Origin of the sequence: Streptomyces stelliscabiei (genome assembly GCF_014873495.1) — a bacterium.
In the GTDB taxonomy this organism is placed as follows: Bacteria; Actinomycetota; Actinomycetes; order Streptomycetales; family Streptomycetaceae; genus Streptomyces; species Streptomyces bottropensis.
Genome location: NZ_JADBGF010000001.1, coordinates 7,486,076 through 7,512,126, shown reverse-complemented (window position 1 = coordinate 7,512,126; position 26,051 = coordinate 7,486,076). Strand labels below are relative to the sequence as shown.

Genomic DNA, 26,051 nt, shown 5'->3' with positions numbered 1-26,051 from the left:
AAGCAGGGGCGCGGGGAACTGCGCGAGAAGCCCCCACCGGACCCGCGGCCGGGGGTCGAAGGGGCGCAGCCCCTGGGAAGGGACGGGTAGGGGCGGCGGGGGCGGAAAAGTACGCCTCACTCCCCCGCGGCAGCGGTCGCCTTCAACGCCAGCCACAACTCCATCCGCACATCGGGATCATCGAGCGACCGCCCCACGATCTCCTCCACCCGCCGCATCCGATAGCGCAACGTATGCCGGTGCACCCCCAGATCCGCGGCAGCCGCATCCCACTGCCCATGCCGCGACAACCACGCCCGCAGCGAAGCGACAAGATCCCCCCGCCCGGTCGCGTCGTGCTCACGAAGCGGCCGCAGCAGACTGTCCGCGAACGCCCGCACCGCATCGTCACCCAGCAACGGCAACACGGACCCCGCCGCCAGCTCCTCGTGCTCGACGAGACAGCGCCCCCGCCTGCGGGCCACGGACAGCGCCTGCTCGGCCTGCTTGTACGCGGCGGCGGCCGCGATCGGCCCGGCGGGCGCGGACAGCCCGACGACGAGTTCCTCCTCCTCGGCGGAAACGAGGACAGGGACGGAGCCGCCCCCGGACACCGGTTCCCGCCCCGCCGCCCGCGCCGTCTCCAGCTCCACCGCGAACGCCCCGCACGCGGCCACCGCCGCACCCCCGTCCACGGCGAGCACCACCAGCCGCTCCCCGTCGGGCACGACGAGCACCGCCTCCCCGGCCCGCGCGGCGGCCGCCTCCACGACCTCGACGAGCTGTCCGAGCAGATCACCCCCCGGGCCGGTGGCGAATGACGACGAGGCGGACTCCGCGAGGATCAGCCGGAAGGGCGCGTCCAGCAGCCCCCCGTACAGATCCCCGGCGACGGCGCGCGCATGGTCGCACTCACCGGCCAGCAGCATCCGCAGCACCGCCGCGCTGATCCGCTGCTCTGCGGCATGCAGCGGACGCGACCGCTCCGTGGTGAGGGTCAGCAGGGCGATCGCGGAGTGGACCGCGTACCGCTCGGCCGTGCCGAGGGCCGCCGCCGTCCCGACGGCGAGGGCGGCACGGGCCCGGCGCCCGCTGCCGAGGGAGTGCAGTTCGACGCGGTCCTCGCCGCCGACGACCGCGCTGGCCGGCGCGGGCCGGTCGCGGAGCCGTTCGACGTCGGTGGTGAGCCGGCCGGCCCGCCGCTCCGCCCACTCGGGCGCCACCGCGACGACCGCGCCGGAGGCGTCGTACAGGGCGGCCCACCCGTCGACCTGCCCGGCGAGCGCGCCGAGCAGCCCTTCGGGGCCGTCGGTCAACGCCTGCCGGGTGAGTTCCCGCTGGGCGGCGAACCCCGCCGTGACCGCCCGGTACTGCTCGGCGGCGATGGCGGCCGATACGGCCTTGCTGATGGCGAGGAAGGGCGTACGCCGGGGCACTTCGAGCAGAGGCAGCCCCTCCCCCTCGGCCGCCACGACGAGCGCCTCGGGGATCTCCTCGTAGTGCACCCCGACGGCGAAGCCGAGCCCGACGACCCCGGCGCCCACCAGCCGCCGTACATAGCGCCGCATCGCCTCCTGGTCCTCCGCGTCCAGCTTCAGCGCGGTGATCAGCAGCAGCTCCCCGCCCTCCATGTACGGCACGGGGTCGGCCAGCTCACTGGCGTGCGCCCAGCGCACCGGTACGTCCAGGCGGTCCTCGCCCGCCCGCACGGTCAGCTTGAGCGTGGAGTGATGGACGAGCGAGGCGAGCGTGGGGGGCATGGGACCTTCACGTCGACGGGGGCTTTTGGCCGCCGCGTATGAACGGCCTGCCCCGATTCTGCCTCACCGTACGGTCCGGAGCCCCCCGCACCGCACACCGATCGGCTGGAACCGAACGGCGCCGCGGCCCGTCGTTCAGCCCCGCAGATCCACCAGCAGCGGCGGCGCGTGCTCGCCCCGCACGGTCGTCAGCGACAGCACCGCGTGGCCCGGCGGCACGCCGTGGGCCAGTTCGGAGGCGGACCAGCGCTCCCGTTCGACCTGGCGTACGGTCACGGCCCGCGCGGTCGGCGCGTGGCCGGTGATCATCCGGCGCAGCGCGTGCCAGGCCTTGCCCGCCGGGGAGTCGGCGATGATCTGCCGGTCGGTGACGTCCCGCGCCTCGGTCCACTCCTTGCCCCAGACCTCGGCGAAGTCCTGCCCGTCCCAGGGGGTGAGCCCGGACAGCGCCATCCGGCAGCCGGTGGCGCCGAGGAGCGGCCCGCGCAGCGGCCGGGGCACGTCGTCGAGGGTGCGGAGGGTGAGGACCGTGCCCGCGTTGGTCGAGCGCAGCCGCTGGATGCCGCGTACGGCCTCCGGCGTGACGACCCCGGTCGCGTCGTCGAGCACGAGGCAGGCGAACAGCGACCGGTCCTCCCGGACGGCGACGCTCGCGGTGAACTGCGCGAGCACCAGCCGCGCCAGGATGCGGGAGGCGTCGGAGTGGCCGCGCTCGGGGAGGTCGATACGGACCCGTACCGGGTGGTCGAGGGCGCGCAGGGAGAAGGGCCGGGACTGGCCGGAGGTGTCGAAGAACGTGGCGAAGGCGGGCCGGTCGAGGAGGGCGACCCGGTCGGCGAGGACGGAACCGACGTCCCCGGGGTGCCCGAGCTGGCGTTCCCGCGCGTCCAGCTCCCGCAGCAGGGACTCCTGTCCGGCGGCCTGGAGGGCCTCGCGCAGCTCGCCCAGCGGGCCGGGTGAGCCGTCGAGCAGCTGCCGCAGCTGCGGCACCGAGGGGAACCGCCCGTGCACCGCCCGGTACGGGCCGAGCAGCTGGGCGAGGACGGTGGTGGAGCGCCGGCTGTCGCCGCCGGGGTGCGGGTCGGCCAGGTCGCCGACGAGCGCCTCCGCGAGGACGGCCGCGGCCTCGTCGGGGTCCGTGGTCCCCCCGTAGAGGTCGAGGTCGTAGACGGACTCCGGGTTCCCGATGCGCACCACGACGTCGTACGCGTCGGCCGGACCGAGGCCCGCTCCCGCCGCCCCCACGACCACCACCGCGGCCCGCCCGGCGAGCGCGTGCAGACACAGCGACTCGGCGACGGGCCAGACCACGCTGCCGGTCTTGCCCGATCCGGCGGGTCCGACGGCCAGCAGGGACGTGCCGAGCAGGTCGGGGCCCAGGGCGAGGCCCGTGCCCCGGTAGGCGTAGGGGTTGCGTGGGTCGTCGACGGTGCCGCCCAGGCGGACCTGACCGGTGACCAGGTCGTGCCGGGCGAGCCGGGCGGGCAGGTCCCGCTCCCCGGACGGGTGCAGACACGCCGCCGCGCCGTCCTTCAGCACCGCCCCGGTGAACGTCGCCAGACTGTACCGCCCGCTCCGCACGCCCTGCCACGCCCGCATGATCCGCGCATGATCCACATCCCGCATGAGCCCGGCCGCCCCCTCCACGACCAGCCGCTCGGCAGCGTCGACGGCCCCGGCCTCCCGGAGCTGGTTCCACTGGGCGGGGTCGTCCTCGGGCGGCGGTACCACCTGTCGGGTCCGGGGCTGCCGGAAACGCGGTGCTCCGTACCGGCGCCAGACCTCGCCCCAGCGGCCGAGCCGTCCGACACCGACCAGGATCGCCAGGCCGACGACGGTGTACCAGACATAGCTGATGACCACGGCGGAGTACGAGTGGGCCGGCGCCCAGGAGTCCGGGATCATCGCGAAGAGCGGCACCAGCCACCAGCCGCCGAGGTAGCCGTTCCAGAGCAGGGACCAGATCAGCCAGCCGACGAGGAAGGCGATCAGGGCGCCCCCGAGCAGCTGCCGGGCGGGGACGGTCTCGGGCTCCTCCTCCGGGCGGGGCCGGTGCCCGAACCGCCACACGCCGGGGGCCGCGTCGGGTCGCGGTGTCCGCAGCCAGGACAGGAAGGCGTTGCCGTCCGGCCTGGGCGGCGCCCCGGGAACCCCCGCGGGCCGGGGTGGCAGCGGAGGTGCCGCGGGCATCTCCGGCGACCCCGCCGGACGCGGCACGGGGTTCGCATGTGTCCCTCGCGCGTCCCGCGTTCCGTCGCTGTCCATCGCGCCTGCCCCCTGACCAGCCGTTCCGTCCACCATCAGCGAGTCAATCTAACGCTCCCGCAAGGGGAGTTCACCGCTTACGCGGCCGGGTGTCCCGCCGTGCTCACCGTATTACGCGGTCGGACGCACACCCGCGCCCCTGTTGCTCTCTGTCCAACGCGGACAAGACGAATCCTCGACAACGCCCACATGGAGCATGCCCACCCCCCGCCCCTCGCCCTAGCCTGCGAGAAAAGAAGGCAAGCGTCCGAGAAAACACCGTCACCGGTCGACGCGCGCGCCGACCCGCCCCCCCGTACGCCCCAAGTCGTACAGACGCACGATCACCAGGGAGCTCCCATGACCGCCCTTCCGCCGCTTCCCCAGGAGCGCCGCGTAGTCACCGCCATCCCCGGACCGAAGTCCCAGGAGCTGCAGGCCCGTCGTGTCGCCGCGGTCGCGGCGGGGGTGGGGTCGGTGCTGCCGGTGTTCACCGCGCGCGCGAGCGGCGGCGTCATCGAGGACGTCGACGGCAACCGGCTGATCGACTTCGGCTCGGGCATCGCCGTCACGAGCGTCGGCGCCAGCGCCGAGGCCGTGGTCCGCCGGGCCACCGCCCAGCTCCAGGACTTCACGCACACCTGTTTCATGGTCACCCCGTACGAGGGCTACGTCGCCGTCGCCGAGGCCCTCGCCGAGCTGACCCCGGGCGACCACGCCAAGAAGTCCGCGCTGTTCAACAGCGGCGCCGAGGCCGTCGAGAACGCGGTGAAGATCGCCCGGTCGTACACCAAGCGGCAGGCCGTGGTCGTCTTCGACCACGGCTACCACGGCCGCACCAACCTCACGATGGCGCTGACCGCGAAGAACATGCCGTACAAGCACGGCTTCGGCCCGTTCGCGCCCGAGGTGTACCGCGTGCCCGTCGCCTACGGCTACCGCTGGCCGACCGGTCCGGACAACGCGGGCCCCGAGGCCGCCGCGCAGGCGATCGACCAGATCGCCAAGCAGGTCGGCGCGGAGAACGTGGCCGCGATCATCATCGAGCCGGTGCTCGGCGAGGGCGGCTTCATCGAGCCGGCCAAGGGCTTCCTGCCCGCGATCCGCGAGTTCGCCGCCGACAACGGCATCGTCTTCGTCGCCGACGAGATCCAGTCGGGCTTCTGCCGCACCGGCCAGTGGTTCGCCTGCGAGGACGAGGGCATCGTCCCGGACCTGATCACCACCGCCAAGGGCATCGCCGGCGGCCTCCCGCTCGCCGCCGTCACCGGCCGCGCGGAGATCATGGACGCGGCGCACGCGGGCGGCCTCGGCGGCACCTACGGCGGCAACCCCGTCGCCTGTGCGGGCGCCCTCGGCTCGATCGAGACGATGAAGGAACTCGACCTCAACGCCCGGGCGAAGAGCATCGAGGCGACGATGAAGGCCCGCCTCACCGCCATGGCCGAGAAGTTCGATGTCATCGGCGACATCCGCGGCCGCGGCGCCATGATCGCCATCGAGCTGGTCAAGGACCGTACGACGAAGGAGCCGAACCCGGAGGCGACCGCCGCGCTGGCGAAGGCCTGCCACCAGGAGGGCCTGCTGGTCCTGACCTGCGGCACCTACGGCAACGTGCTGCGCTTCCTGCCCCCGCTCGTCATCGGCGACGACCTCCTGAACGAGGGCCTGGACATCATCGAGCAGGCGTTCACCGGCGTCTGACCCACACCGCACGGTGCCGGGCGCCCGTTCCAGCGGGGCGCCCGGCACCTTCTCGCGTGGCGCCCGGCACCCTTCTCGCGTGGCGCCCGCGCCCTTCATACGGAACGCCCGCCCTCTTCTTGCGGGGCGCCTGCATACGGAATGCCCCACCCGCCTCCGACGTCCCACGCTGCACGGGACCTGAACCGGAACCGGAATCCGATCCCGGATTCCGGTCCCTGTGGACAAGCGTCGGAGCGCGTGAAGAAGGTGTGCAAGGTGCATGGCGGGTCGCGATTCCGGCTGTCGTGGCCGCGTCCCCTGTCGTAGGTTCTGGAGCAGATGAGAGATACACCCCGCCCACAGGGGACTGTGGGCGACACCGGGTCGGGGCCTCCCCAGCTTCGCCCTGGTCGTGCCCTCGCGCACACACCCGGAGCTTCCGGCTCCGGATCTCCTCACCGATCGGATGGCCGCCCGCCCCAAACCCCCCGGGGCGTGCGGCACACCGATCCGGACGGCCGTCCTCGAACCACCCCCCCTGTTCGAGGACGGCCGACCATCCTCCCGGGCCGCCGCGCCGCCCTCCTCCTTCTCGGCGCCCCGGCCCTCCTCTTCGCACTGATCACCTGGCAGGTCCTCGCGCACGGCCCCCTGGCCCGCGCGGACGAACGCCTCAGCGACGTGCTCGTCCACCGCGGCGCCCCCACCCAGTTCCTCGCCGACCTCGGCGGCATCACGGTCGCCGTCCCGGTCCTCGCCCTCGTCCTGCTGTACGTCGCGTGGCGTGCGCGTGCCGCCGGCCGGGACCACTGGTGGCGGCCGTCCGCCGCGGCCGCGCTCCTGCTGGCCGCCGTACCGCTCTGGGTGATCCCGCTGAAGGGGCTCATCGCCCGGTCCGGTCCGCCGATCATGGGCCCGGGCACCGGTTTCTACCCGTCCGGCCACACCGCGACCGCCTCCGTCGCGTACGGCGCCGCCGTCCTGCTCCTGCTGCCCCTGCTGCGCGGCGCCCCCGCGCGCCGTGCGGTCGTCGTGCTCGCGGTCGTGGTGAACATCGGGGTCGGCTTCGGTCTGGTGCGCCAGGGCTACCACTGGCCGCTCGACGTGGTGGCGAGCTGGTGCGTGTGCGTGCCGCTGCTCTCCTCGCTGTGGTCCGGGGTACGCCGGAGTTCTCCCGGGTGACGTCCGCGTCGGCCGCACGGGCGGCCGACAGGTGCGCGCGGCCGGGAGGGCCGCCGTCACCACATCCGGGCGGCCGGGGGACGGCCGCCGTCACCGCATGTGATCCTCACCCGGCTGCCGGTCCTCGTCCCTGGCGAGGCTCGCCGCCGCCTCGTGCATCGCCAGTTCGAGCAGTGCCGGGTCGGTGAGGGTGCCGCTGCCGTCCGGCGGGATCAGCCAGCGGACTCCGCCGGTCTGCCGTCCCGGGTACGGCACCACGATCCAGGTGCCGCCGCCCGCGCTGCGCACCCCCGTGCCGAGCCACCGCGACGCCGTGCCCGGCGGGACGAAGAACCCCATGCGGTCGTCGCCGAAGTCGGCGAGCACGGGTCCGGGCCGGTCGATGATGCGGGTGAGGACATCGAGGGTGGGATAGCCGAGCAGGCCCGGCAGGATCAGCACGTCCCAGGCCCTGCCGGCCGGAAGCAGGGCGACCCCCAGGGGGTTGCGCTCCCACTCCCAGCGGCAGGCCTCGGGATCCGGTGATACGGATGCCAGCCACTCGGCCGCCGTCTTGGCCCCAGTCATGACAGGGACCTTCCTCTCTCTAGTGCTTCGTCGGACGCGGTTTTCGCGTCAGGAGCACAGACAGAGGTTTCGGCCGGGCATTACGCGGGTTCCGACCACTTCTTGGTGGTGAATGGAGTAGCACGGCTCAGCAGGGCGTGCGCCCGTTGATCACGCGCACGCCTTCGCGCCCCGCTGAGCACGGCATTCCGGTCCGCGCCTCAGCTGTCGAAGCCCAGTCCCAGCCGGTCCATGGCCTTCAGCCACAGGTTGCGGCGACCGGCGTGGGAGTCGGCGCGTGCCAGGGACCACTTGGTGAGGGCGATGCCGGTCCAGGCGAAGGGCTCCGGCGGGAACGGCAGCGGCTTCCTGCGGACCATCGCCAGCTCGGTGCGCTCCGTGCGCTCGCCCGCGAGCAGGTCGAGCATGACGTCGGCGCCGAACCGGGTGGCGCCCACCCCCAGCCCCGTATAACCGGCCGCATAGGCGACTTTGCCCTGGTGGGCGGTGCCGAAGAACGCCGAGAAGCGGGAGCAGGTGTCGATCGCGCCGCCCCAGGCGTGGGTGAAGCGGAGGCCCTCCAGCTGCGGGAAGCAGGTGAAGAAGTGCCCCGCGAGCTTGGCGTACGTCTCGGGCCGGTCGTCGTACTCGGCCCGCACCCGGCCGCCGTACTGGTACACCGCGTCGTAGCCGCCCCAGAGGATGCGGTTGTCGGCGCTGAGCCGGAAGTAGTGGAACTGGTTCGCCGAGTCCCCGAGCCCCTGCCGGTTCTTCCAGCCGACCGACGCCAGCTGCTCGGCGGTCAGCGGCTCCGTCATCAGGGCGTAGTCGTAGACCGGGACGGTGTACGCGCGGACGCGCCTGACCAGGCTGGGGAAGATGTTCGTGCCGAGCGCCACCTGCCGGGTACGGACCTGACCGTAGGGAGTACGGACGGCCATGCCGGGGCCGTACGCCTTCAGGTTCAGCGCGGGGGTGTGCTCGTAGACGCGGACGCCGAGGTTCAGGCAGGCCCGCTTGAGACCCCAGGCGAGTTTGGCGGGGTGCAGCATGGCGACGCCCCGGCGGTCGTACAGGCCCGCCCGGAAGGTCGGAGAGGCGACCTGCTCGCGGACCGCGTCGGCGTCCAGGAACTCGACGCCGTCGGCGAGGCCCTTGCCGGCGATCTCGTCGTACCAGTCCCGCAGTTCCCGGGCCTGGTAGGGCTCGGTGGCGACGTCGATCTCGCCGGTGCGTTCGAAGTCGCAGTCCAGGCCGTGCCGGGCGACCGCCGCCTCGATCTCGTCGAGGTTGCGGGCGCCCAGTTCCTCCAGCGTGTGGATCTCGTCGGGCCAGCGGGCGAGCCCGTTGGCCAGGCCGTGGGTGAGCGAGGCGGCACAGAAGCCGCCGTTGCGGCCGGAGGCGGCCCAGCCCACCTCACGGCCCTCCAGCAGGACGACGTCCCGTCCCGGGTCGCGCTCCTTGGCGAGCAGCGCGGTCCACAGTCCGCTGTAGCCACCGCCGACGACCAGCAGGTCGCAGGTCTCCGCGCCGGTGAGCGCGGGCTCGGGGCGGGGTTGGCCCGGGTCTTCGAGCCAGTACGGGACCGGCTGGGCTTCGGAGAGCGACTTCGTCCAACGGCTCATGGCGCTCGGGGCCATGATTTCAACTCCCTACGGAAGGTGCGCGAAAGGCCTATGCCTTCTGCTTGTCACGGCGGTTGCCGATGACCATGGAGACCAGCACCAGCAGGACGGCGACCAGGAACATGGCCGTACCGATGACATTGATCTGGACGGGCGTGCCGCGCTGCGCCGAACCCCAGACGAACATGGGGAAGGTGACGGTCGAGCCCGCGTTGAAATTGGTGATGATGAAATCGTCGAAGGAGAGTGCGAAGGCGAGCATCGCGCCCGCGGCGATTCCGGGGGCGGCGATCGGCAGGGTGACCCTGATGAAGGTCTGGAAGGGCCCGGCGTAGAGGTCCTGGGCGGCCTGCTCCAGGCGCGGGTCCATCGACATCACCCGCGCCTTGACCGCCGTGACGACGAAGCTCAGGCAGAACATGATGTGCGCGATGAGGACGGTCCAGAAGCCCAGCTGCGCGCCCATGTTGAGAAACAGGGTGAGCAGGGAGGCCGCCATGACGACCTCGGGCATCGCCATCGGCAGGAAGATCAGCGAGTTCACGGCGCCGCGTGCCCGGAAGCGGTAGCGGACCAGCGCGAAGGCGATCAACGTGCCGAGGACGGTCGCGCCGAGCGTCGCCCAGAACGCGATCTGGAGGCTGAGGGAGAGCGAGCCGCACATGCCGACGACTCCGCAGGGGTCCTGCCAGGCGTCCGTGGAGAACTGCTGCCACTGGTAGTTGAAGCGGCCCTTCGGTTTGTTGAAGGAGAACACCGTGACGACGACGTTCGGCAGCAGCAGATAACCGAGCGTGCACAGTCCCGCGATGACGACGAGATGGCGCCTGAGCCAGTTGGCGAAGGCCATTTAAACCAGATCCTCCGTCCCCGACCTGCGGATGTAGAGCGTGACCATGAAGAGAATCGCGGCCATCAGGATGAAGGAGAGGGCCGCGGCCGTCGGGTAGTCCAGGATGCGCAGGAACTGCGTCTGGATCACGTTTCCGACCATGCGTGTGTCCGTGGATCCGAGCAGGTCCGCGTTGACGTAGTCACCGGCCGCCGGGATGAAGGTCAAGAGCGTGCCGGAGACCACGCCCGGCATCGACAGCGGGAAGGTCACCTTGCGGAAGGTGGTGACCGGCTTGGCGTACAGATCGCCCGCGGCCTCGTGCAGCCGTCCGTCGATGCGCTCCAGGGAGGTGTAGAGCGGAAGGATCATGAACGGCAGGAAGTTGTAGGTCAGACCGCACACCACCGCGAGCGGCGTGGCCAGCACGCGGTCGCCGGCCGTCCAGCCGAGCCAGTCGGTGACGTCCAGGACGTGCAGGGTGTTGAGGGCGCCGACGACCGGGCCGCCGTCCGCGAGGATCGTCTTCCAGGCGAGGGTGCGGATCAGGAAGCTGGTGAAGAACGGCGCGATCACCAGGATCATGATCAGGTTCCGCCAGCGTCCCGCGCGGAACGCGATGAGGTACGCGAGCGGGTAGCCGAGGACGAGGCACAGGATCGTGGCGGCGCCGGCGTACAGGATCGAGCGCAGGAACTGCGGCCAGTACTCGGACAGCGCGTCCCAGTAGGTGGCGAAGTGCCAGGTGACCTTGTAGCCCTCCTCCAGGGAGCCCGTCTGCACGGACGTGGAGGCCTGGTAGATCATCGGCAGCGCGAAGAAGACGACCAGCCAGAGGATGCCGGGCAGCAGCAGCCAGTACGGCGTGAGGCGGCCCCTCCTGCGTGGCGGCTTCTTCTCGGGCGCGGTCGGGGTCAGAGGCGGCGGCGCCTCGGTGAGCGTCGCCATCAGAGCGTCGCCTCTTCCTGGATGCCGGCGTCGATGTCCTGGGCGGCGTCCAGCCCGAAGGTGTGGGCCGGGTTCCAGTGCAGGACGACCTCGGCGCCGGGCACCAGCCGGTCGTCACGGTCGATGTTCTGGGCGTAGACCTCGAACTCGGGGCAGACGGGGCTGTCGATGACGTACTGCGTGGAGACGCCGATGAAGGAGGAGTCGGCGATCTTGCCGGTGATCCGGTTGCGGCCCACCGGGATCTCGCCCGCCTCGTCGGCGTGGGTGAGGGAGATCTTCTCGGGGCGGACGCCGACCAGCACCCTGCCGCCGGTCGCGGTCGGCCCGGAGTACCGCGCCTCGGGCAGCACCAGCTTGCCGCCGCCCGCCTTCAGCACGATCTCGCCGCCGATGCGGGAGTCGACCTCGGCCTCGATGAGGTTGGAGGTGCCGAGGAAGTTGGCGACGAAGGTGGTCTGCGGGTTCTCGTACAGGTCGGTCGGCGAGCCGAGCTGCTCGACCCTGCCGCCGTTCATCACGGCGACCGTGTCGGCCATGGTCATGGCCTCCTCCTGGTCGTGCGTGACGTGCACGAAGGTGATGCCGACCTCGGTCTGGATGCGCTTGAGCTCCAGCTGCATCTGGCGGCGCAGCTTGAGGTCGAGGGCGCCGAGCGGCTCGTCCAGGAGCAGCACCTTGGGCGTGTTGATCAGCGCCCGGGCGACGGCGACGCGCTGCTGCTGGCCGCCGGAGAGCTGGTGCGGCTTCTTGCGCGCCTGCTCCCCCAGCTGCACGAGCTCCAGCATGTCCTCGACCTGCTTCTTCACCGACTTGATGCCGCGCCGGCGCAGACCGAAAGCCACGTTCTCGAAGATGTCGAGGTGCGGGAAGAGGGCGTACGACTGGAAGACGGTGTTCACCGGCCGCTTGTAGGGCGGCAGCCGGGTGACCTCCTGGTCACCGAGGTGCACGGTGCCCGTGGTGGGCTCCTCCAGACCGGCGATCATGCGCAGGGTGGTCGTCTTGCCGCAGCCGGAGGCGCCGAGCAGGGCGAAGAAGGAGCCCTGGGGAACGGTCAGGTCCAGCGGGTGTACGGCGGTGAAGCCGTTGTCGTAGGTCTTGCTGATGCCGGAGAGGCGGACGTCCCCGCTGTGCTCGGTGGTCTTGTTCGTCACGGTGATCACGCCCCCGTCAGCTTTGCGAACTTCTGTTCAAATGCCGTCTCTTCCTTCGAGCTCAGCGAGCGGAAGGCGTGCGACTTCGCGGCCATGGCCTTGTCGGGGATGATCAGCGGGTTGTTCGCCGCATCCGGGTCGATCTTCTCCAGCTCGGGCTTCACCCCGTCGACGGGCGACACGTAGTTGATGTACGCGGCGAGCTCGGCGGCCGGCCGGGGCTGGTAGTAGAAGTCGATCAACCGCTCGGCGTTCGTCTTGTGACGGGCCTTGTTGGGGATCAGCATGTTGTCGGTCGACGTCATGTATCCGCTCTCGGGGATGATGAAGTCGATGTCCGGGCTGTCCGCCTTCAGCTGGACCACGTCACCGGCCCAGGCGACACAGGCCGCGAAGTCGCCGCTGGTCAGGTCGGAGGTGTAGTCGTTGCCGGTGAAGCGGCGGATCTGCCCCTTGTCGACGGCCTTCTGGAGCCGCGCGATCGCCGCGTCGTAGTCGTCGGCGGTGAAGTTCGCCGGGTCCTTGCCCATGTCGAGCAGGGTCATGCCGATGCTGTCGCGCATCTCCGACAGGAAGCCGACCCGGCCCTTGAGCTTGTCGTTGTCGAGCAGGTCGGAGATCGACTTCACCTCCTGGCCGTCGAGGGCCTTCTTGTTGTAGGCGATGACGGTCGAGATGCCCTGCCAGACATAGGAGTAGGCCCGCCCCGGGTCCCAGTCCGGGTCGCGGAACTGCGCGGACAGGTTGGCATAGGCGTGCGGCAGGTTGGAGGCGTCCAGTTTCTGGACCCATCCGAGGCGGATGAGCCGGGCGGCGAGCCAGTCGGTGAGGACGATGATGTCGCGCCCGGTGTCCTGCCCCGCGGCCAGCTGCGGCTTGATCTTCCCGAAGAACTCGACGTTGTCGTTGATGTCCTCGGTGTACTTGACCGAGATACCGGTCCGCTTCCTGAACTGGTCGAGCGTGGGGTGGTGCTTCTCGCTCTCGTCCACGTCGATGTACTCGGTCCAGTTGGAGAAGTTGACGGTCTTCTCCTCGGCCGAGTGGTCCTCCGCGGAGACGCCGCCCCGAGTGGTGCCGGCCGCGGGGATGCCGCAGGCGCTCAGCGTCCCGAGGCCGCCGACCGCGAGCGCGCCGCCCGCGGAGGCGCGCAACAGGGACCGCCGTGTCATGGCGGCCCGGCCGTTGCGGAAGCTGCGCCGCACGGCGGCCGCTTGGGCCGGCGACAGGCGGTCGGGCTCGTACTGCTCCATGCGCTGATGCCCTTTCGGGAAGGTGGGCGGCCGCGGGTCGGACGGCCTGAGATTGGCTAGCGGTCCCCGAAGATCGTGCGGTGCCAGTCCTTCCTGGCGATCGCCGTATTGTCGAACATGACGTGCTTGATCTGGGTGTACTCCTCGAACGAGTACGCGGACATGTCCTTGCCGAAGCCGGATGCCTTGTAGCCGCCGTGCGGCATCTCGCTGATGATCGGGATGTGGTCGTTGACCCACACGCATCCGGCCTGGATCTCCCGTGTGGCGCGGCCGGCCCGGTACACGTCCCGGCTCCAGGCGGAGGCGGCGAGCCCGTACGGGGTGTCGTTCGCGAGCCGGATGCCCTCGTCGTCGCTGTCGAAGGGCAGGACCACGAGCACGGGTCCGAAGATCTCCGACTGGACGATCTCGCTGTCCTGGGCCGCGTCCGCCACGAGCGTGGGCCGGTAGTACGCGCCGTCCTTCAGCTCTCCCTGGGGCGCCTGGCCGCCGGTGACCACGCGCGCGTACGCGCGTGCCCGCTCGACGAACCCGGCGACACGGTCGCGCTGGACGTGCGAGATGAGCGGCCCGAGGTCGGTGCCCGGGGCGAAGGGGTCGCCGAGCCGGACGGTCTCCATGAGGGCGGCCGTCCGCGCGACGAACTCCTCGTACAGGGGCCGCTGCACGTACGCGCGCGTGGCGGCCGTGCAGTCCTGGCCGGTGTTGATGAGGGCGCCCGCGACCGCGCCGTTGGCTGCGGCCTCCAGGTCGGCGTCGTCGAAGACCACGAACGGGGCCTTGCCGCCCAGCTCCAGATGGAGACGCTTGAGGGTCGCGGTGGCGATCTCGGCCACGCGCCTGCCGACGGCCGTGGACCCGGTGAAGGAGGTCATGACCACGTCGGGATGGCCGACGAGGTGCTCACCGGCCTCCTTGCCGGTCCCGGTGACGATGTTGATCACACCGTCGGGAATGCCGGCGTCCGTGGCCGCCTGCGCGAACAGCAGCGAGGTGAGCGGGGTCGACTCGGCGGGCTTGAGCACGATCGTGTTGCCCGCCGCGACCGCCGGGAGGATCTTCCAGGCCGCCATCTGGAGGGGGTAGTTCCAGGGTGCGACGGAACCCACCACCCCGAGGGGCTCACGGCGTACGTAGGAGGTGTGGTCGCCCGAGTACTCGCCGGCCGACTGGCCCTGGAGGTGGCGGGCGGCGCCCGCGAAGAACGCGATGTTGTCGATCGTGCCGGGCACGTCGAACTCACGCGTCAGTTTGAGCGGCTTCCCGCACTGCAGGGACTCGGCCCGCGCGAACTCCTCCGCCCGGTCGGCCAGCACCGCGGCGAAGCGGTGCAGCGCGTCCGACCGCTCGCCGGGTGTCGTGGCGGCCCAGCCCGGGAAGGCCGCGCGGGCGGCGGCCACGGCCGCGTCCACGTCGTCGGGTCCGGCCAGCTCGTAGGTGAGGACCTCGTCACCGGTCGCGGGGTCGACGACCGCGTGGGTGCGGCCGGAAGTGCCCTTCGTCAGGCGGCCGGCGACGTACTGCGCGCCGACCGCGAAGCGGTCCTGTGCGGGGAATCGGTCCGGGGTCGCGGTGCCCGGGTTCTGCATGTCGCTCTCCTCCGCCTGTGCCCCCTCTGTCCCCGGGGGCGGGTGGCGTAGCTCCAGCTCGATTTGAGTGCCGATCCTGACAGAGCCATGCGGCACCAACAAGTGATTCCGTTGTTGCCTTTTGGTTACGCGACGGAATCTGTCGACCAGGTGTCGAGTCAGGGCCGAAAATCAAGGACGGAGTGTCAGTGGCGGCTGCCAGACTCGTCGACATGGAGAAGATCGATTCCTGGGAGACGCTGACGGAAGCGGTCCGCGCGGGGGCGAGGATCAAGTACCTGCACTTCTGGGGGCACCGGCCGCGGCCCGACGGCCGGATCGGCGCGAGCTGTCTGAGTCAGTGGTGGCCCTCGCCGTTCACGGTGGACGGCGTGGAGTACGCCACGGCCGAGCACTGGATGATGGCGTCGAAGGCCCGGCTGTTCGGGGACGCGGAGGCGGAGCGCAGAGCCGTGGCCGCGGCGGGCCCCGCGCAGGCCAAGAAGATCGGGCGGCTCGTCCGCGGCTTCGACGACGCCCTGTGGGAGCGGGAGCGCCTCGCGATCGTCACCGAGGGCAGCTTCCACAAGTTCGCCGCCCACCCCGACCTGGGGGCCTTCCTGCTCGGCACGCACAACCGCGTCCTCGTCGAAGCGAGCCCCCTCGACCGCGTCTGGGGCATCGGCCTCGCGGCGGACGACGAACGCGCCATGGACCCCGCCCGGTGGCGGGGCCCCAACCTGCTGGGCTTCGCGCTGATGGCGGCCCGTGAGCGGCTGCTGAGCGGGGTCGACGTCTGAGCGCTCCGCCCGGGGGCGGCTGACCTGCGTCGTGGCCGCCCGGCGGGCCCTCGCGCCCGGCGGGCGCGGGGTGCGGGACCCGCTAGAGCGAGAGCGAGGTGGAGTAGCCGTCGTCGAAGGGGTCGGTGTCCGAGTCGGTGTCTGCGCTGCCGGGCGCCACGACGAGCAGGACGATGAAGCCGATGCCCAGCAGGATGCCGACCACTCCGCAGATGATTCCGGCCAGGGCGTGCCCGGGGTTCGTCGCCTCGCCCCGGCGGGCCTTGACGCGGCCGATGGATCCGAAGATCACGGCCATGACCCCGAGCAGGATCGCCAGCGGCCACAGACAGAACAGCGCGGCGGCACAGATGCCGAGCACCATCGCCGCGATGCCCATCCCGTTGCTCGGCGGCGCCGCCGTCGCGGGCCAGGCGTAGCCCGCGACGGGAGCGGGGTACCCCATGCCGGGGTGCGCGTGGTCGCCCGGGTACGCCGCCCGGTACTGCGGCGGGTAGCCGTACGGCACCGGCCCGGGCCCCTCGGGGCTGAGGGGCGGCGGCGGGACGGCGGCGTGGGGCACACCGACCGCGGGCGGCGGGTAGGACGCGTGGGGCGCGGGCGGGGCGAACGGGTCGGGGGCCGCAGCGGAGGGCACACCGGGCAGCGGGCCGCCCGGCGGCGCGAACGGGTCGGGGCCGGCCCAGGGCGCCGGCGTGGGGGCCCGGGGAGGCGTCGGTCCGCCGGCACCGGCCGGTATCGGGCCGCTCGGCCGCACAACCGGCATGGACGCGACCGTCATCTGGTCGTGCACCGAGGGAGCAGTGGGCGGGAGTCCCGCCCCCGGCGCGGCCTGCTTGTCCAGCGCGACCCCGGCCCCCGGTATCGCGTCCCCGGCACCGGCCGGCGTCGGCGGTGTCGGGACGCGGTCCTGTGGCGGTGCCCACGGGTCCGGTTGCGGGTCGGCAGGTGTCTTCGGAATCGGTGCCTCGTCCGACGGCATGAGCGGTTCCCCCTGTTGTCACGTTCGTGCCGATCCGCGTCGGCTTTTCGGCCGCACGCGCTCAGCTGTACGTTCGGTCATGCTAGAGCCCGGGGTCAGCGCGGGGATCGCCGCCTACGATGATCCCCGAGTCATCGATCAGCCGATCACCCGCGTCCCCCGACGCAGACCACGGTCCGGGGCGGACGCCGTTCCCGGGGAGGAACCTTGACCGACCGCCGCACCACGCAGGGCGTGCCCGTGACCCCCGCCGTTCCCGGCACTTCCGGCGCCCGCGACCTGCCCGCCTTCATCGCCGGTCTGCCCAAGGCCGAACTGCACGTGCACCACGTCGGCTCCGCCTCCCCCCGCATCGTCTCGGAACTGGCCGCCCGCCACCCCGACTCCAAGGTGCCGACGGATCCCGAGGCGCTCGCGGACTACTTCACGTTCACGGACTTCGCCCACTTCGTCCAGGTGTATCTGTCCGTCGTCGACCTCATCCGCACCCCGGAGGACGTCCGGCTGCTGACCTTCGAGGTGGCGCGGGACCTCGCCCGGCAGCAGGTGCGGTACGCCGAGCTGACCATCACCCCGTTCTCCTCCACCCGGCGCGGGATCGACGAGCTGGCCTTCATGGCCGCGATCGAGGACGCCCGCAAGGCGGCGGAGGCCGAGTTCGGGACCGTACTGCGGTGGTGCTTCGACATCCCCGGCGAGGCGGGGCTCGAAGCGGCCGAGGAGACGGCCCGGCTCGCGACCGAGGACCGGGTGCGCCCCGAGGGGCTGGTGTCGTTCGGGCTCGGCGGTCCCGAGATCGGCGTACCGAGGCCGCAGTTCAAGCCGTACTTCGACCGGGCGATCGCGGCCGGGCTGCACTCCGTGCCGCACGCCGGCGAGACGACGGGCCCCGAGACCGTCTGGGACGCGCTGGTCGAACTCCGCGCCGAGCGCATCGGGCACGGCACCAGCGCTGCGGGCGATCCGAAGCTGCTCGCCCACCTCGCCGAGCACCGGATCGCCCTGGAGGTCTGCCCGACCTCGAACATCGCCACGCGCGCGGTCCGCACCCTCGACGAACACCCCCTCGCGGACTTCGTACGGGCCGGAGTGCCGGTCACCATCAACTCCGACGACCCGCCGATGTTCGGCACAGACCTGAACACCGAGTACGCGGTGGCCGCGCGTCTGCTGGACCTCGACGAGCGGGGGCTGGCCGCGCTCGCGAAGAACGCCGTGGAGGCGTCCTTCCTCGACGCGCCCGGCAAGGCCCGGCTGTCCGCCGAGATCGACACCTACACCTCGGCCTGGCTGACCCCCTGACCCGATCGGGAACCCTCACCCCATGCGCACCCTGACAGCCGTCGCCCACCGCGGCGCCCCCTACCGCCACCGCGAGAACACGCTCGACTCCCTGCGAGCCGGGCTCGAACTGGGCGCGGACGCCGTCGAGTTCGACGTGCGCACGACCCGCGACGGCGTGCCCGTCCTGCTCCACGACGCGACGCTGAACCGGCTCTGGGAGGTGGAACGGCCGCTGTCCGCGCTCTCCGCCGCGGAGCTGCGCGGGCTGACGGCCGACGGGGTACCCACGCTGGCCGACGCGCTGCTCACCACCAAGGACAGCCGGGTGATGATCGACCTGCCGGACTCGGTGAACCGCCGGGCGATGCGTCAGATCCTCGACGTCGTACGGGAGCACGACGCCGAGGACCGGGTCTACTACAGCGCCGACCCGCCCACCCTGCTGGCCCTCCGCGCCGCCGCCCCCGCCGCCGAACTGGCCCTCACCTGGAAGACCCTCGCCCCACCCCGCCCCGCCCTCCTCGCCGTGATCCGCCCCCGCTGGCTCAACTACCGCTTCGGCCTCGTCACCCGCCCCCTGGCGGACCGCGTCCACCGGGACGGCTACCTCCTGTCCGTCTGGACCCCCGACACCCGGCGTTCCATGCGCCGCCTGATGGACCTGGGCGTCGACTCGATCACCACCAACCGGGTCGACGCGCTGTGCGAGCTGCGGCCGCACGGGCGCTGAGCCGGTACCAGAGGCCCCGGCCCCTACACCCGCGACCGCTGCGCCACCGTCGCCGGGTCCTGCGGCTCGCCCCGGGTGACGTACTGCGGTACCGGAGCCGAGTCCTCACCGTTGTCGCGGACGAGGCCGTAGCGGATGGCACCGCGGTCGGGGCCGTGGGCGAGGTCCTCGGTGACGGCGGTCCAGGTGGAGGGGGCGACGGTGATGCCGTAGTCGGCGCCGCGTTCGTTCTGGGTGAGGGTGACGGTGCCGTCGAGGTAGAAGAACTCGTTCTGCCACATCTGCTGGGTGCCGTCGGGCAGGACGGTGTATCCGGTGGCGGGGCCGCCCATGCCGGAGGTCCGGCCGTCGGCGGAGACCGGGTCGTCCATCCGGCGGCCGCCGCCCGAGGCGACATGGAAGAGCCTGCCCTTGAGGCCCGTCCAGGACGGCATGACCAGGCCGCCCGGCCGGTACTGGGGCGAGATCTGCCAGCGGACCAGGACATAGCCCTCGCCCGTGAAGGTCACGTGCTCGCCGCGGTGGTTCATCACGGTCCGCGGGCCACCGCTGCTGGTGATGCCGGACTCGGGCCGGCGCGGGAGGGCGGCGGGCGGGGTGTCCGGGTCCGGCGCCCGGTCCACCGCGTCGACGACGGTGCCGTACGGATCGGCCCTCTCGGTCACGGACGGGGAGGCCGGGAGGGACGGGGACGGCGAGGCCGGCCGTGACGCGGCGGGCGCGGGAGCGCGGGGCGCGGCGGCCACCGGCGCGCGGGCCGTGCTCAGCGCGGTCGGCGCGACCTGCGGGGGCCGCTCGCCCGGGGGTTGTGTGACCACGTACGCGCCCCCGGCGACCATCGTCGCGCCCGCGGTCACCGCGACGGCGGGCTTGGTGAGGACGCCGAGCACCTTGGCGGACCAGCCCACCGAGGCGGTCGCGGCGGTCGCCGCCGCGGCGGTCTTCCCGCCGAACGCCAGCGACAGGGTGAAGCCGACGGGGACGGGGACCAGGGCGAGGCCGACGAGGAGGCGTTCGGCGGGGACGACGACCTCGCCGGGGACGGCGTCGGCGTCGCAGCGGGCGCAGTCGCGGATGTGCCGGGCGATGCGCTTGCGCCACACCGAGTCGGGCCGTCCGCTCCAGCGGGCGGTGACCCGGCCCAGGTCGGAGCAGGAGGAGTCGAGGGCGCGCACGATGCCGCGCGCGGTCTCCAGGCGGGCCTTCATCCGCTGCACGCGGACGGCGGCGTGCTGTCTGCTGATGCCGACGGCGGCGGCGAGTTCGCGCCGGGTGAGTTCGCCGGCGACCTCCAGCCACCACAGGGACAGCAGTTGGCGGTCCTCGTCGTCGAGCCAGCGGACGGCTTCCGCGACCTCCCTGCGCTGGCCCTCCAACTGCAGTCGCAGCACGGTCAGTTCGGCGAAGTCCGCCGCGCCGCGGGCGTCGGCGTCGGCGAGCCGGTCGGCGGTGCGGCGGCGCGCGCGGTCCCGTATCTGCCGCATCGCGATGGCGACCAGCCAGGAGCGGAAGCTGTCCGGATCGCGCAGCGTGTCGAGGTTGTCGACCGCGCGCAGCATGGTCTCCTGCACGACGTCGTCGACGTCGGCGTGACCGTTGAGGGCCCGGCCGACGATGTTGTAGACGAGGGGCAGCCAGCCCGCGACCAGCTCGTCGAGGGCGCGCCGGTCCCCCGCCTGCGCGGCCGCGATGGTGGAGCGCCACTGCCGCCCGTCCACGTACGTTCCCTCCGGTCCCGCCGGCCTCACCCTGTTCACCCGGCCGCGTTCCGAACCTTCTCAGCCAGCGCGGTGACATGGGGAAGCTCCGAGGCGGAGATCACACTGCTCATGGGGCTCGCTCCTGTGCGGGGGAGACAGGGGGTCCCTACGGAGACGGTGTGGAGGCGGCGGGGATAACAGTTTTTCCTGCCTCCCACCCGCCGGTGAGCGCCTCCAGCCGCTTGATCCGCTGCCGTACGACGTACAGCGGGATCACCCCGAGCACGCCGAACGACATGTCGATCACCGTCCACCAGAAGGGGATGCCCCGGATCGGCCCGCAGACCAGGGCCAGCGGGATGATCCCCGCGCAGGCGATCATCCCGAACTCGACCACCCAGATGTTGCGGACCGGGTCGCGGTAGGGGCCGTAGAAGGCCACCGCGATCACCAGGTGCGCGAAGGCCAGCCAGTCGGTGCCGTACAGGAGGAACGGGTACTCGGCGTCGGCCTCGTCCAGCCCGGCCCGGACGCGCTCGATCCAGTCCACGAACGCCGGCAGGTACTCCCCGACGGACAGCGACCGCAGCAACTCCTCGGTCAACCGCAGCTCGTGGACCAGCGGGAACGCGGTGGCACCACTCAGCACCAGACAGATGACGAAGAAGACCAGCCACGCACGGATGCCCTTCAACAGGGCGGCTCTGTCGCTCATGCGGGGAGCGTACGCCCCTGCTTGAACGCGTTCAAAAGTGGGGGCCCGGCAACGGCCGGGCCCCCAGGAGAACGCGACAGGGCGTCAGCCCCCGGGGATCGAGCGAATCACGGCGAGGTCGAACTGCAGCCGCACCTTCTCGCTCACCATGGCTCCGCCCTCCGCCAGTCGCTGGTTGTAGGTGAGGCCCCATTCGGAGCGGTTGATGGTGGTCGTCCCGTCGAAACCGACCCGCTCGTAGCCGAACGGATCCATCACGTGTCCTATATAGGTGAGTTCGAGATCCACGGGACGGGTGACGTTCTTGATCGTGAGTTCTCCGGCCATGCGGTAGACATCGTTGCCCACCGGGCGCACGGCGGTACTCACGAAACGCATCCGCGGATAGGTCGCGGCGTCCAGGAAGTCGCGGCCCATGAGATGGCCGTCGCGTTGTTGCACTCCGGTGTCGACGGACGCGGTGGACAGCACGATCTCGGCCCGCGACCGCGCGGGATCACGACCGTCGAAGTAGAGCCGGCTCTGATATTCGGTGAACGCTCCGCGCACGGTCGTCACCAGGGCGTGCCGGACGGAGAAACCGATACGGCTGTGCGCCGCGTCGATCATCCATTCGCCGGTCAGCATGGCCAGGCCGGGAGCGGACGGGCCGGTGGAAGGGAACGCCTGCGACTCGTGGGGGAGTTGCGAGGCCGTGGGGGATGCCGGGCGGCGCAGGGACGCAGCACGGGTGAACAGGTTCATGGTTCACGTAACTACGGCACGACGGAATACGCCGCAACCCTTCTGCCGTCGATCCGTCGCGTCCGCATCGACCCCGAAAGGCTGATAAAGCGCCACCACGCGGCAGACGATTGCACTATCTCCACAGCGTCGCCACGAATCACCCGTGCTGATTCGCCTCGCCGTGACCGGAAACAAGTCCTCGGAATCAGCGGCGCCGACCGGTCGCCTTCTCGGCGCTCCGGAACTGCGGTCCAGGACCAGGAATGGACCGCGATCGGGACCGCGACCGCGACCGCGACCGCGACCGCGACCGCGATCAGGGAGACCGTAGGGGCAGAGATCCACGGCGCCGACCCGCCGAGTCCGGTTCTCGCCGGGAACTTCGCCGCGAGCGCCCCGGTGGCGGCGACGCCGACCGTGAGCCCTTCGGGCCGGCGCGTACGCGGGCGGCGGCAGCGACCGGGGACGACAAGGCCGGCAGGGGTGCCCGTGGGCGGCGACGGGCTCCGACCGTCGTCCCGCTCGGCGACGGGGGTGACCGATCGACCGATCGGCCTCCGGTGCCGCGCGGGCGGGACCTGCGGGCAGCGTGCCACCGCAGGTCGGTTCCCCGCCCCCACGGGCCGCAGCCACGTACAGGGCGGGGAGCGCACGACCGGCCGCGCGACGGAGACACGGCCGGTCGGGGCAGGGCCTCAGCCCAGCGACGTCATCACGTGCTTGATCCGCGTGTAGTCGTCGAACCCGTAGCCCGAGAGGTCCTTGCCGTACCCGGACTTCTTGAACCCGCCGTGCGGCATCTCCGCGACCAGCGGGATGTGCGTGTTGATCCACACGCAGCCGAAGTCCAGCGCCTTGGACATCCGCATCGCGCGCGCGTGGTCCTTCGTCCACACCGACGACGCGAGCGCGTACTCGACGCCGTTCGCCCAGCCGACGGCCTGCGCCTCGTCCGTGAACGACTGCACCGTGATGACCGGCCCGAAGACCTCGTTCTGGATGATCTCGTCGTCCTGTCGCAGCCCGGAGACGACGGTCGGCGCGTAGAAGTACCCCTTGTCGCCGACCCGCTGACCGCCGGTCTCGACCTTCGCGTGGGCAGGCAGCCGCTCGATGAACCCCGAGACCTGCTTGAGCTGGTGGGGGTTGTTGAGCGGACCGAACAGCACGTCCTCGTCGTCCGGCTGCCCGGTCTTCGTCTCGGCGGCGGCCTTGGCCAGCGCGGCCACGAACTCGTCGTGGATCGACTCCTGCACCAGCACGCGCGTGGCGGCCGTACAGTCCTGCCCGGCGTTGAAGAAGCCGGCCACGGAGATGTCCTCGACGGCCTTGGCGATGTCGGTGTCGGCGAAGACGACGACCGGCGCCTTGCCGCCCAGCTCCAGGTGGACGCGCTTGACGTCCTTGGCCGCGGACTCGGCGACGGACATGCCGGCCCGCACCGACCCGGTGATGGACGCCATCGCCGGGACGGGGTGCTCGACCATCAGGCGTCCGGTGTCACGGTCGCCCGTGATCACGTTGAAGACGCCCTTCGGCAGGATCGCCCCGATGATCTCCGCGATGAGGACGGTCGAGGCCGGCGTCGTGTCCGACGGCTTCAGCACGACCGTGTTGCCGGCGGCGATCGCCGGCGCGAACTTCCACACGGCCATCATCATCGGGTAGTTCCACGGCGCGACCTGGGCACAGACGCCCACCGGCTCACGGCGGACGATGGAGGTCATCCCCTCCATGTACTCGCCGGCCGACCGGCCCTCCAGCATCCGCGCGGCACCCGCGAAGAAGCGGATCTGGTCCACCATCGGCGGGATCTCCTCGGAGCGGGTCAGCCCGATCGGCTTGCCCGTGTTCTCCACCTCCGCCGCGATGAGCTCCTCGGCCCGCTCCTCGAACGCGTCGGCGATCTTCAGCAGGGCCTTCTGGCGCTCGGCCGGGGTCGTGTCGCGCCAGGCCGGGAACGCGGCCTCGGCGGCGGCCATCGCCGCGTCGACGTCGGCCTGGCCGGACAGGGGCGCGGTCGCGTAGGCCTCGCCCGTCGCGGGGTTGACCACCTCGGTGGTCCGTCCGTCGACGGCGTCACGGAATTCCCCGTCGATGTAGTTACGCAGACGACGCAGCTCGGTGCTCACTGCCGGCCCTCCAGATGTGGGTGTCCATTCCTTGAGACACCACCCTAATCCGCGGCCCCACGTTTTCAACACCCCCGACACCTCACTTGCTGCGAAATCCGCAAGCTACGGACCCGTAAACAACGAATTACATCGATCCAGCCTTGCGGAACTGTCGAGACGTCGTGCACAGTGACCCCGTGGCCAGTCGAAGCTCAGACCAGAAGGACTCCAGGGAGCCCAGGAACGGCACTCCGCAGCTGGACGCCGTGTCCCTCGCCATCGTCGAGCAGCTGCAGGAGGACGGGCGACGGCCGTACGCCGCGATCGGCAAGGCCGTCGGCCTCTCCGAGGCGGCCGTGCGCCAGCGCGTCCAGAAGCTGCTCGACCAGGGCGTGATGCAGATCGTCGCCGTCACGGACCCGCTCACCGTGGGCTTCCGGCGGCAGGCGATGCTCGGCATCAACGTCGACGGCGACCTGGATCCCGTGGCGGACGCGCTGACAGCCATGTCGGAGGTCGAGTACATCGTGATCACCGCCGGCTCCTTCGACCTGATGGCGGAGGTCGTCTGCGAGGACGACGACCACCTCCTGGAAGTCATCAACAAGCGCATCCGGACCCTGCCCGGCGTGCGGTCGACGGAGAGCTTCGTCTACCTCAAGCTCAAGAAGCAGACCTACATGTGGGGAACCCGATAACCGTGAGGACGCGATACCCGTGAGCCCCAAGGATCTCAGCCAGACCGCGTACGACCACCTGTGGATGCATTTCACCCGCATGTCCTCGTACGAGAACGCCCCGGTGCCGACCATCGTCCGGGGTGAGGGCACGTACATCTACGACGACAAGGGCAGGCGGTACCTCGACGGTCTCGCGGGTCTCTTCGTCGTCCAGGCGGGCCACGGCCGCACCGAGCTGGCGGAGACCGCGTTCAAGCAAGCGCAGGAGCTGGCCTTCTTCCCGGTGTGGTCCTACGCCCACCCGAAGGCCGTCGAACTGGCGGAACGCATCGCCTCCTACGCGCCCGGCGACCTGAACAAGGTCTTCTTCACCACCGGCGGCGGTGAGGCGGTCGAGACCGCCTGGAAGCTCGCCAAGCAGTACTTCAAGCTCAAGGGCAAGCCGACCAAGTACAAGGTCATCTCCCGCGCGGTCGCCTACCACGGCACCCCGCAGGGCGCCCTGTCCATCACCGGCCTGCCGGCCCTGAAGGCCCCCTTCGAGCCGCTGGTGCCGGGCGCGCACAAGGTCCCCAACACCAACATCTACCGCGCCCCGATCTTCGGCGACGACCCCGAGGCCTTCGGCCGCTGGGCCGCCGACCAGATCGAGCAGCAGATCCTCTTCGAGGGCCCGGAAACGGTCGCCGCGGTCTTCCTGGAGCCGGTGCAGAACGCGGGCGGTTGCTTCCCGCCGCCGCCCGGCTACTTCCAGCGGGTCCGCGAGATCTGCGACCAGTACGACGTGCTGCTGGTGTCGGACGAGGTCATCTGTGCCTTCGGCCGGCTCGGCACGATGTTCGCCTGCGACAAGTTCGGCTACGTCCCGGACATGATCACCTGCGCCAAGGGCATGACCTCGGGCTACTCGCCGATCGGCGCCTGCATCGTCTCGGACCGCATAGCCGAACCCTTCTACAAGGGCGACAACACCTTCCTGCACGGCTACACCTTCGGCGGCCACCCGGTCTCCGCGGCCGTCGGCGTCGCCAACCTCGACCTGTTCGAGCGCGAGGGCATCAACCAGCACGTCCTCGACAACGAGGACGCGTTCCGGTCCACGCTGGAGAAGCTGTACGACCTGCCGATCGTCGGCGACGTCCGCGGCAACGGCTTCTTCTACGGGATCGAGCTGGTCAAGGACAAGGCGACGAAGGAGAGCTTCGACGAGGACGAGACCGAGCGGATCCTCTACGGCTTCCTGTCGAAGAAGCTGTTCGAGAACGGCCTCTACTGCCGGGCCGACGACCGCGGCGACCCGGTCGTCCAGCTCGCGCCGCCGCTGATCTCCGACCAGTCGACCTTCGACGAGATCGAGCAGATCCTGCGGGCGACGCTGACGGAGGCGTGGAAGCTGCTGTAGGCCCGGGCGGGCACCACCGACAGGTGCGGCCCGCCGCCGAACCGGTGCACACGGCCCGCGCCGCCACGCGTCCCCCGAACGGCCCGGGACGCCCCCATCCGAGTGAGATGGGGGCGTCCCGGGCCGTGTGCTGTC

General features: G+C 71.3%; 20 protein-coding genes and 1 pseudogene. 7 read left to right on the top strand and 14 right to left on the bottom strand.

The genetic code is table 11. The features are described 5' to 3' along the window. Positions 1-116: 116 nt before the first annotated feature. Positions 117-1,739, bottom strand: coding sequence for a PucR family transcriptional regulator (locus H4687_RS33410; protein ID WP_046914037.1), 1,623 nt, complete (start codon positions 1,737-1,739; stop codon positions 117-119). A 135-nt stretch (positions 1,740-1,874) separates the two neighbouring features. Then, a complete protein-coding gene (locus H4687_RS33405; protein ID WP_078907348.1) occupies positions 1,875-4,004 on the bottom strand; it encodes an ATP-binding protein in 2,130 nt (709 codons plus the stop codon). A 339-nt stretch (positions 4,005-4,343) separates the two neighbouring features. On the opposite strand from H4687_RS33405, the gene gabT reads away from it, so the two are divergent. Further along, complete coding sequence (gene gabT, locus H4687_RS33400) at positions 4,344-5,687, top strand: 4-aminobutyrate--2-oxoglutarate transaminase (RefSeq protein WP_046912861.1); 1,344 nt, start codon at positions 4,344-4,346, stop codon at positions 5,685-5,687. A 477-nt stretch (positions 5,688-6,164) separates the two neighbouring features. Then, the gene (locus H4687_RS33395; protein ID WP_046912860.1) at positions 6,165-6,851 is read left to right on the top strand and encodes a phosphatase PAP2 family protein; all 687 of its coding nucleotides are present in this window, start codon (positions 6,165-6,167) and stop codon (positions 6,849-6,851) included. A 90-nt stretch (positions 6,852-6,941) separates the two neighbouring features. On the opposite strand, the gene H4687_RS33390 is transcribed toward H4687_RS33395, so the two are convergent. The 7 genes from H4687_RS33390 to H4687_RS33360 form a co-directional block, all read right to left on the bottom strand. Continuing rightward, positions 6,942-7,418, bottom strand: coding sequence for a hypothetical protein (locus tag H4687_RS33390; protein WP_046912859.1), 477 nt, complete (start codon positions 7,416-7,418; stop codon positions 6,942-6,944). A gap of 200 nt (positions 7,419-7,618) precedes the next feature. Beyond that, on the bottom strand, positions 7,619-9,037 hold the full coding sequence (locus H4687_RS33385; protein ID WP_046912858.1) for an NAD(P)/FAD-dependent oxidoreductase: 1,419 nt from the start codon (positions 9,035-9,037) through the stop codon (positions 7,619-7,621). A 34-nt stretch (positions 9,038-9,071) separates the two neighbouring features. After that, positions 9,072-9,872 carry an ABC transporter permease gene (locus tag H4687_RS33380; protein ID WP_046912857.1) on the bottom strand — a complete coding sequence of 267 codons (801 nt, stop codon included), beginning with the start codon at positions 9,870-9,872 and terminating at the stop codon, positions 9,072-9,074. Beyond that, the gene (locus H4687_RS33375) at positions 9,873-10,802 is read right to left on the bottom strand and encodes an ABC transporter permease (RefSeq protein ID WP_046912856.1); all 930 of its coding nucleotides are present in this window, start codon (positions 10,800-10,802) and stop codon (positions 9,873-9,875) included. Then, positions 10,802-11,968: an ABC transporter ATP-binding protein gene (locus tag H4687_RS33370; RefSeq protein ID WP_046912855.1), complete on the bottom strand. Its 1,167-nt coding sequence runs from the start codon at positions 11,966-11,968 to the stop codon at positions 10,802-10,804. The genes H4687_RS33375 and H4687_RS33370 overlap by 1 nt, the downstream gene beginning before the upstream one ends. After that, the gene (locus H4687_RS33365) at positions 11,965-13,212 is read right to left on the bottom strand and encodes an ABC transporter substrate-binding protein (RefSeq protein ID WP_046912854.1); all 1,248 of its coding nucleotides are present in this window, start codon (positions 13,210-13,212) and stop codon (positions 11,965-11,967) included. The genes H4687_RS33370 and H4687_RS33365 overlap by 4 nt, the downstream gene beginning before the upstream one ends. Positions 13,213-13,268: 56 nt before the next feature. Continuing rightward, on the bottom strand, positions 13,269-14,804 hold the full coding sequence (locus H4687_RS33360; protein ID WP_046912853.1) for a gamma-aminobutyraldehyde dehydrogenase: 1,536 nt from the start codon (positions 14,802-14,804) through the stop codon (positions 13,269-13,271). Positions 14,805-15,016: 212 nt separating this feature from the next. Here H4687_RS33360 and H4687_RS33355 point away from each other — a divergent pair, with 212 nt between their 5' ends. Next, positions 15,017-15,583, top strand: a complete 567-nt coding sequence (locus H4687_RS33355) for an NADAR family protein (RefSeq protein WP_179860000.1) — start codon at positions 15,017-15,019, stop codon at positions 15,581-15,583. Between the two features lie 82 nt (positions 15,584-15,665). Here the strand turns inward: H4687_RS33355 and H4687_RS46775 are convergent, their stop codons facing one another. Next, on the bottom strand, positions 15,666-16,565 hold the full coding sequence (locus H4687_RS46775; protein WP_225966901.1) for a DUF4190 domain-containing protein: 900 nt from the start codon (positions 16,563-16,565) through the stop codon (positions 15,666-15,668). A 79-nt stretch (positions 16,566-16,644) separates the two neighbouring features. On the opposite strand from H4687_RS46775, the pseudogene H4687_RS33345 reads away from it, so the two are divergent. Together H4687_RS33345 and H4687_RS33340 are read left to right on the top strand one after the other, a co-directional pair. Further along, a pseudogene (locus H4687_RS33345) lies at positions 16,645-17,867 on the top strand (adenosine deaminase). 22 nt (positions 17,868-17,889) lie between these two features. Beyond that, the gene (locus tag H4687_RS33340; RefSeq protein ID WP_050398724.1) at positions 17,890-18,579 is read left to right on the top strand and encodes a glycerophosphodiester phosphodiesterase; all 690 of its coding nucleotides are present in this window, start codon (positions 17,890-17,892) and stop codon (positions 18,577-18,579) included. 23 nt (positions 18,580-18,602) lie between these two features. On the opposite strand, the gene H4687_RS33335 is transcribed toward H4687_RS33340, so the two are convergent. From H4687_RS33335 to H4687_RS33320, 4 genes are all read right to left on the bottom strand, one after another. Continuing rightward, a complete protein-coding gene (locus H4687_RS33335) occupies positions 18,603-20,297 on the bottom strand; it encodes an RNA polymerase sigma factor (RefSeq protein WP_046917389.1) in 1,695 nt (564 codons plus the stop codon). Positions 20,298-20,445: 148 nt separating this feature from the next. Then, entirely contained in the window at positions 20,446-20,994 is a 549-nt protein-coding gene (locus H4687_RS33330; RefSeq protein ID WP_046917390.1) for a hypothetical protein, read from the bottom strand. A gap of 84 nt (positions 20,995-21,078) precedes the next feature. Then, positions 21,079-21,738 (bottom strand): YceI family protein, encoded by a 660-nt coding sequence (locus H4687_RS33325; protein ID WP_046917391.1) that lies wholly within the window; start codon positions 21,736-21,738, stop codon positions 21,079-21,081. Positions 21,739-22,415: 677 nt separating this feature from the next. Further along, positions 22,416-23,852: a gamma-aminobutyraldehyde dehydrogenase gene (locus tag H4687_RS33320; protein ID WP_046917392.1), complete on the bottom strand. Its 1,437-nt coding sequence runs from the start codon at positions 23,850-23,852 to the stop codon at positions 22,416-22,418. Positions 23,853-24,016: 164 nt separating this feature from the next. Here H4687_RS33320 and H4687_RS33315 point away from each other — a divergent pair, with 164 nt between their 5' ends. Together H4687_RS33315 and H4687_RS33310 are read left to right on the top strand one after the other, a co-directional pair. Beyond that, a complete protein-coding gene (locus tag H4687_RS33315; protein ID WP_078531442.1) occupies positions 24,017-24,532 on the top strand; it encodes an Lrp/AsnC family transcriptional regulator in 516 nt (171 codons plus the stop codon). A gap of 19 nt (positions 24,533-24,551) precedes the next feature. Next, positions 24,552-25,916, top strand: coding sequence for an aspartate aminotransferase family protein (locus tag H4687_RS33310; protein WP_046917393.1), 1,365 nt, complete (start codon positions 24,552-24,554; stop codon positions 25,914-25,916). Positions 25,917-26,051: the final 135 nt, after the last annotated feature.

What these genes read in the sequence shown, in the direction of transcription:
- H4687_RS33410 (WP_046914037.1), bottom strand. Translation starts at nt 1,739, where the DNA reads ATGCCCCCCACGCTCGCCTCGCTCGTCCATCACTCCACGCTCAAGCTG.
- H4687_RS33405 (WP_078907348.1), bottom strand. Translation starts at nt 4,004, where the DNA reads ATGGACAGCGACGGAACGCGGGACGCGCGAGGGACACATGCGAACCCC.
- gabT (WP_046912861.1), top strand. Translation starts at nt 4,344, where the DNA reads ATGACCGCCCTTCCGCCGCTTCCCCAGGAGCGCCGCGTAGTCACCGCC.
- H4687_RS33390 (WP_046912859.1), bottom strand. Translation starts at nt 7,418, where the DNA reads ATGACTGGGGCCAAGACGGCGGCCGAGTGGCTGGCATCCGTATCACCG.
- H4687_RS33385 (WP_046912858.1), bottom strand. Translation starts at nt 9,037, where the DNA reads ATGGCCCCGAGCGCCATGAGCCGTTGGACGAAGTCGCTCTCCGAAGCC.
- H4687_RS33380 (WP_046912857.1), bottom strand. Translation starts at nt 9,872, where the DNA reads ATGGCCTTCGCCAACTGGCTCAGGCGCCATCTCGTCGTCATCGCGGGA.
- H4687_RS33375 (WP_046912856.1), bottom strand. Translation starts at nt 10,802, where the DNA reads ATGGCGACGCTCACCGAGGCGCCGCCGCCTCTGACCCCGACCGCGCCC.
- H4687_RS33365 (WP_046912854.1), bottom strand. Translation starts at nt 13,212, where the DNA reads ATGGAGCAGTACGAGCCCGACCGCCTGTCGCCGGCCCAAGCGGCCGCC.
- H4687_RS33360 (WP_046912853.1), bottom strand. Translation starts at nt 14,804, where the DNA reads ATGCAGAACCCGGGCACCGCGACCCCGGACCGATTCCCCGCACAGGAC.
- H4687_RS33355 (WP_179860000.1), top strand. Translation starts at nt 15,017, where the DNA reads ATGGAGAAGATCGATTCCTGGGAGACGCTGACGGAAGCGGTCCGCGCG.
- H4687_RS46775 (WP_225966901.1), bottom strand. Translation starts at nt 16,565, where the DNA reads ATGCCGTCGGACGAGGCACCGATTCCGAAGACACCTGCCGACCCGCAA.
- H4687_RS33340 (WP_050398724.1), top strand. Translation starts at nt 17,890, where the DNA reads ATGCGCACCCTGACAGCCGTCGCCCACCGCGGCGCCCCCTACCGCCAC.
- H4687_RS33330 (WP_046917390.1), bottom strand. Translation starts at nt 20,994, where the DNA reads ATGAGCGACAGAGCCGCCCTGTTGAAGGGCATCCGTGCGTGGCTGGTC.
- H4687_RS33325 (WP_046917391.1), bottom strand. Translation starts at nt 21,738, where the DNA reads ATGAACCTGTTCACCCGTGCTGCGTCCCTGCGCCGCCCGGCATCCCCC.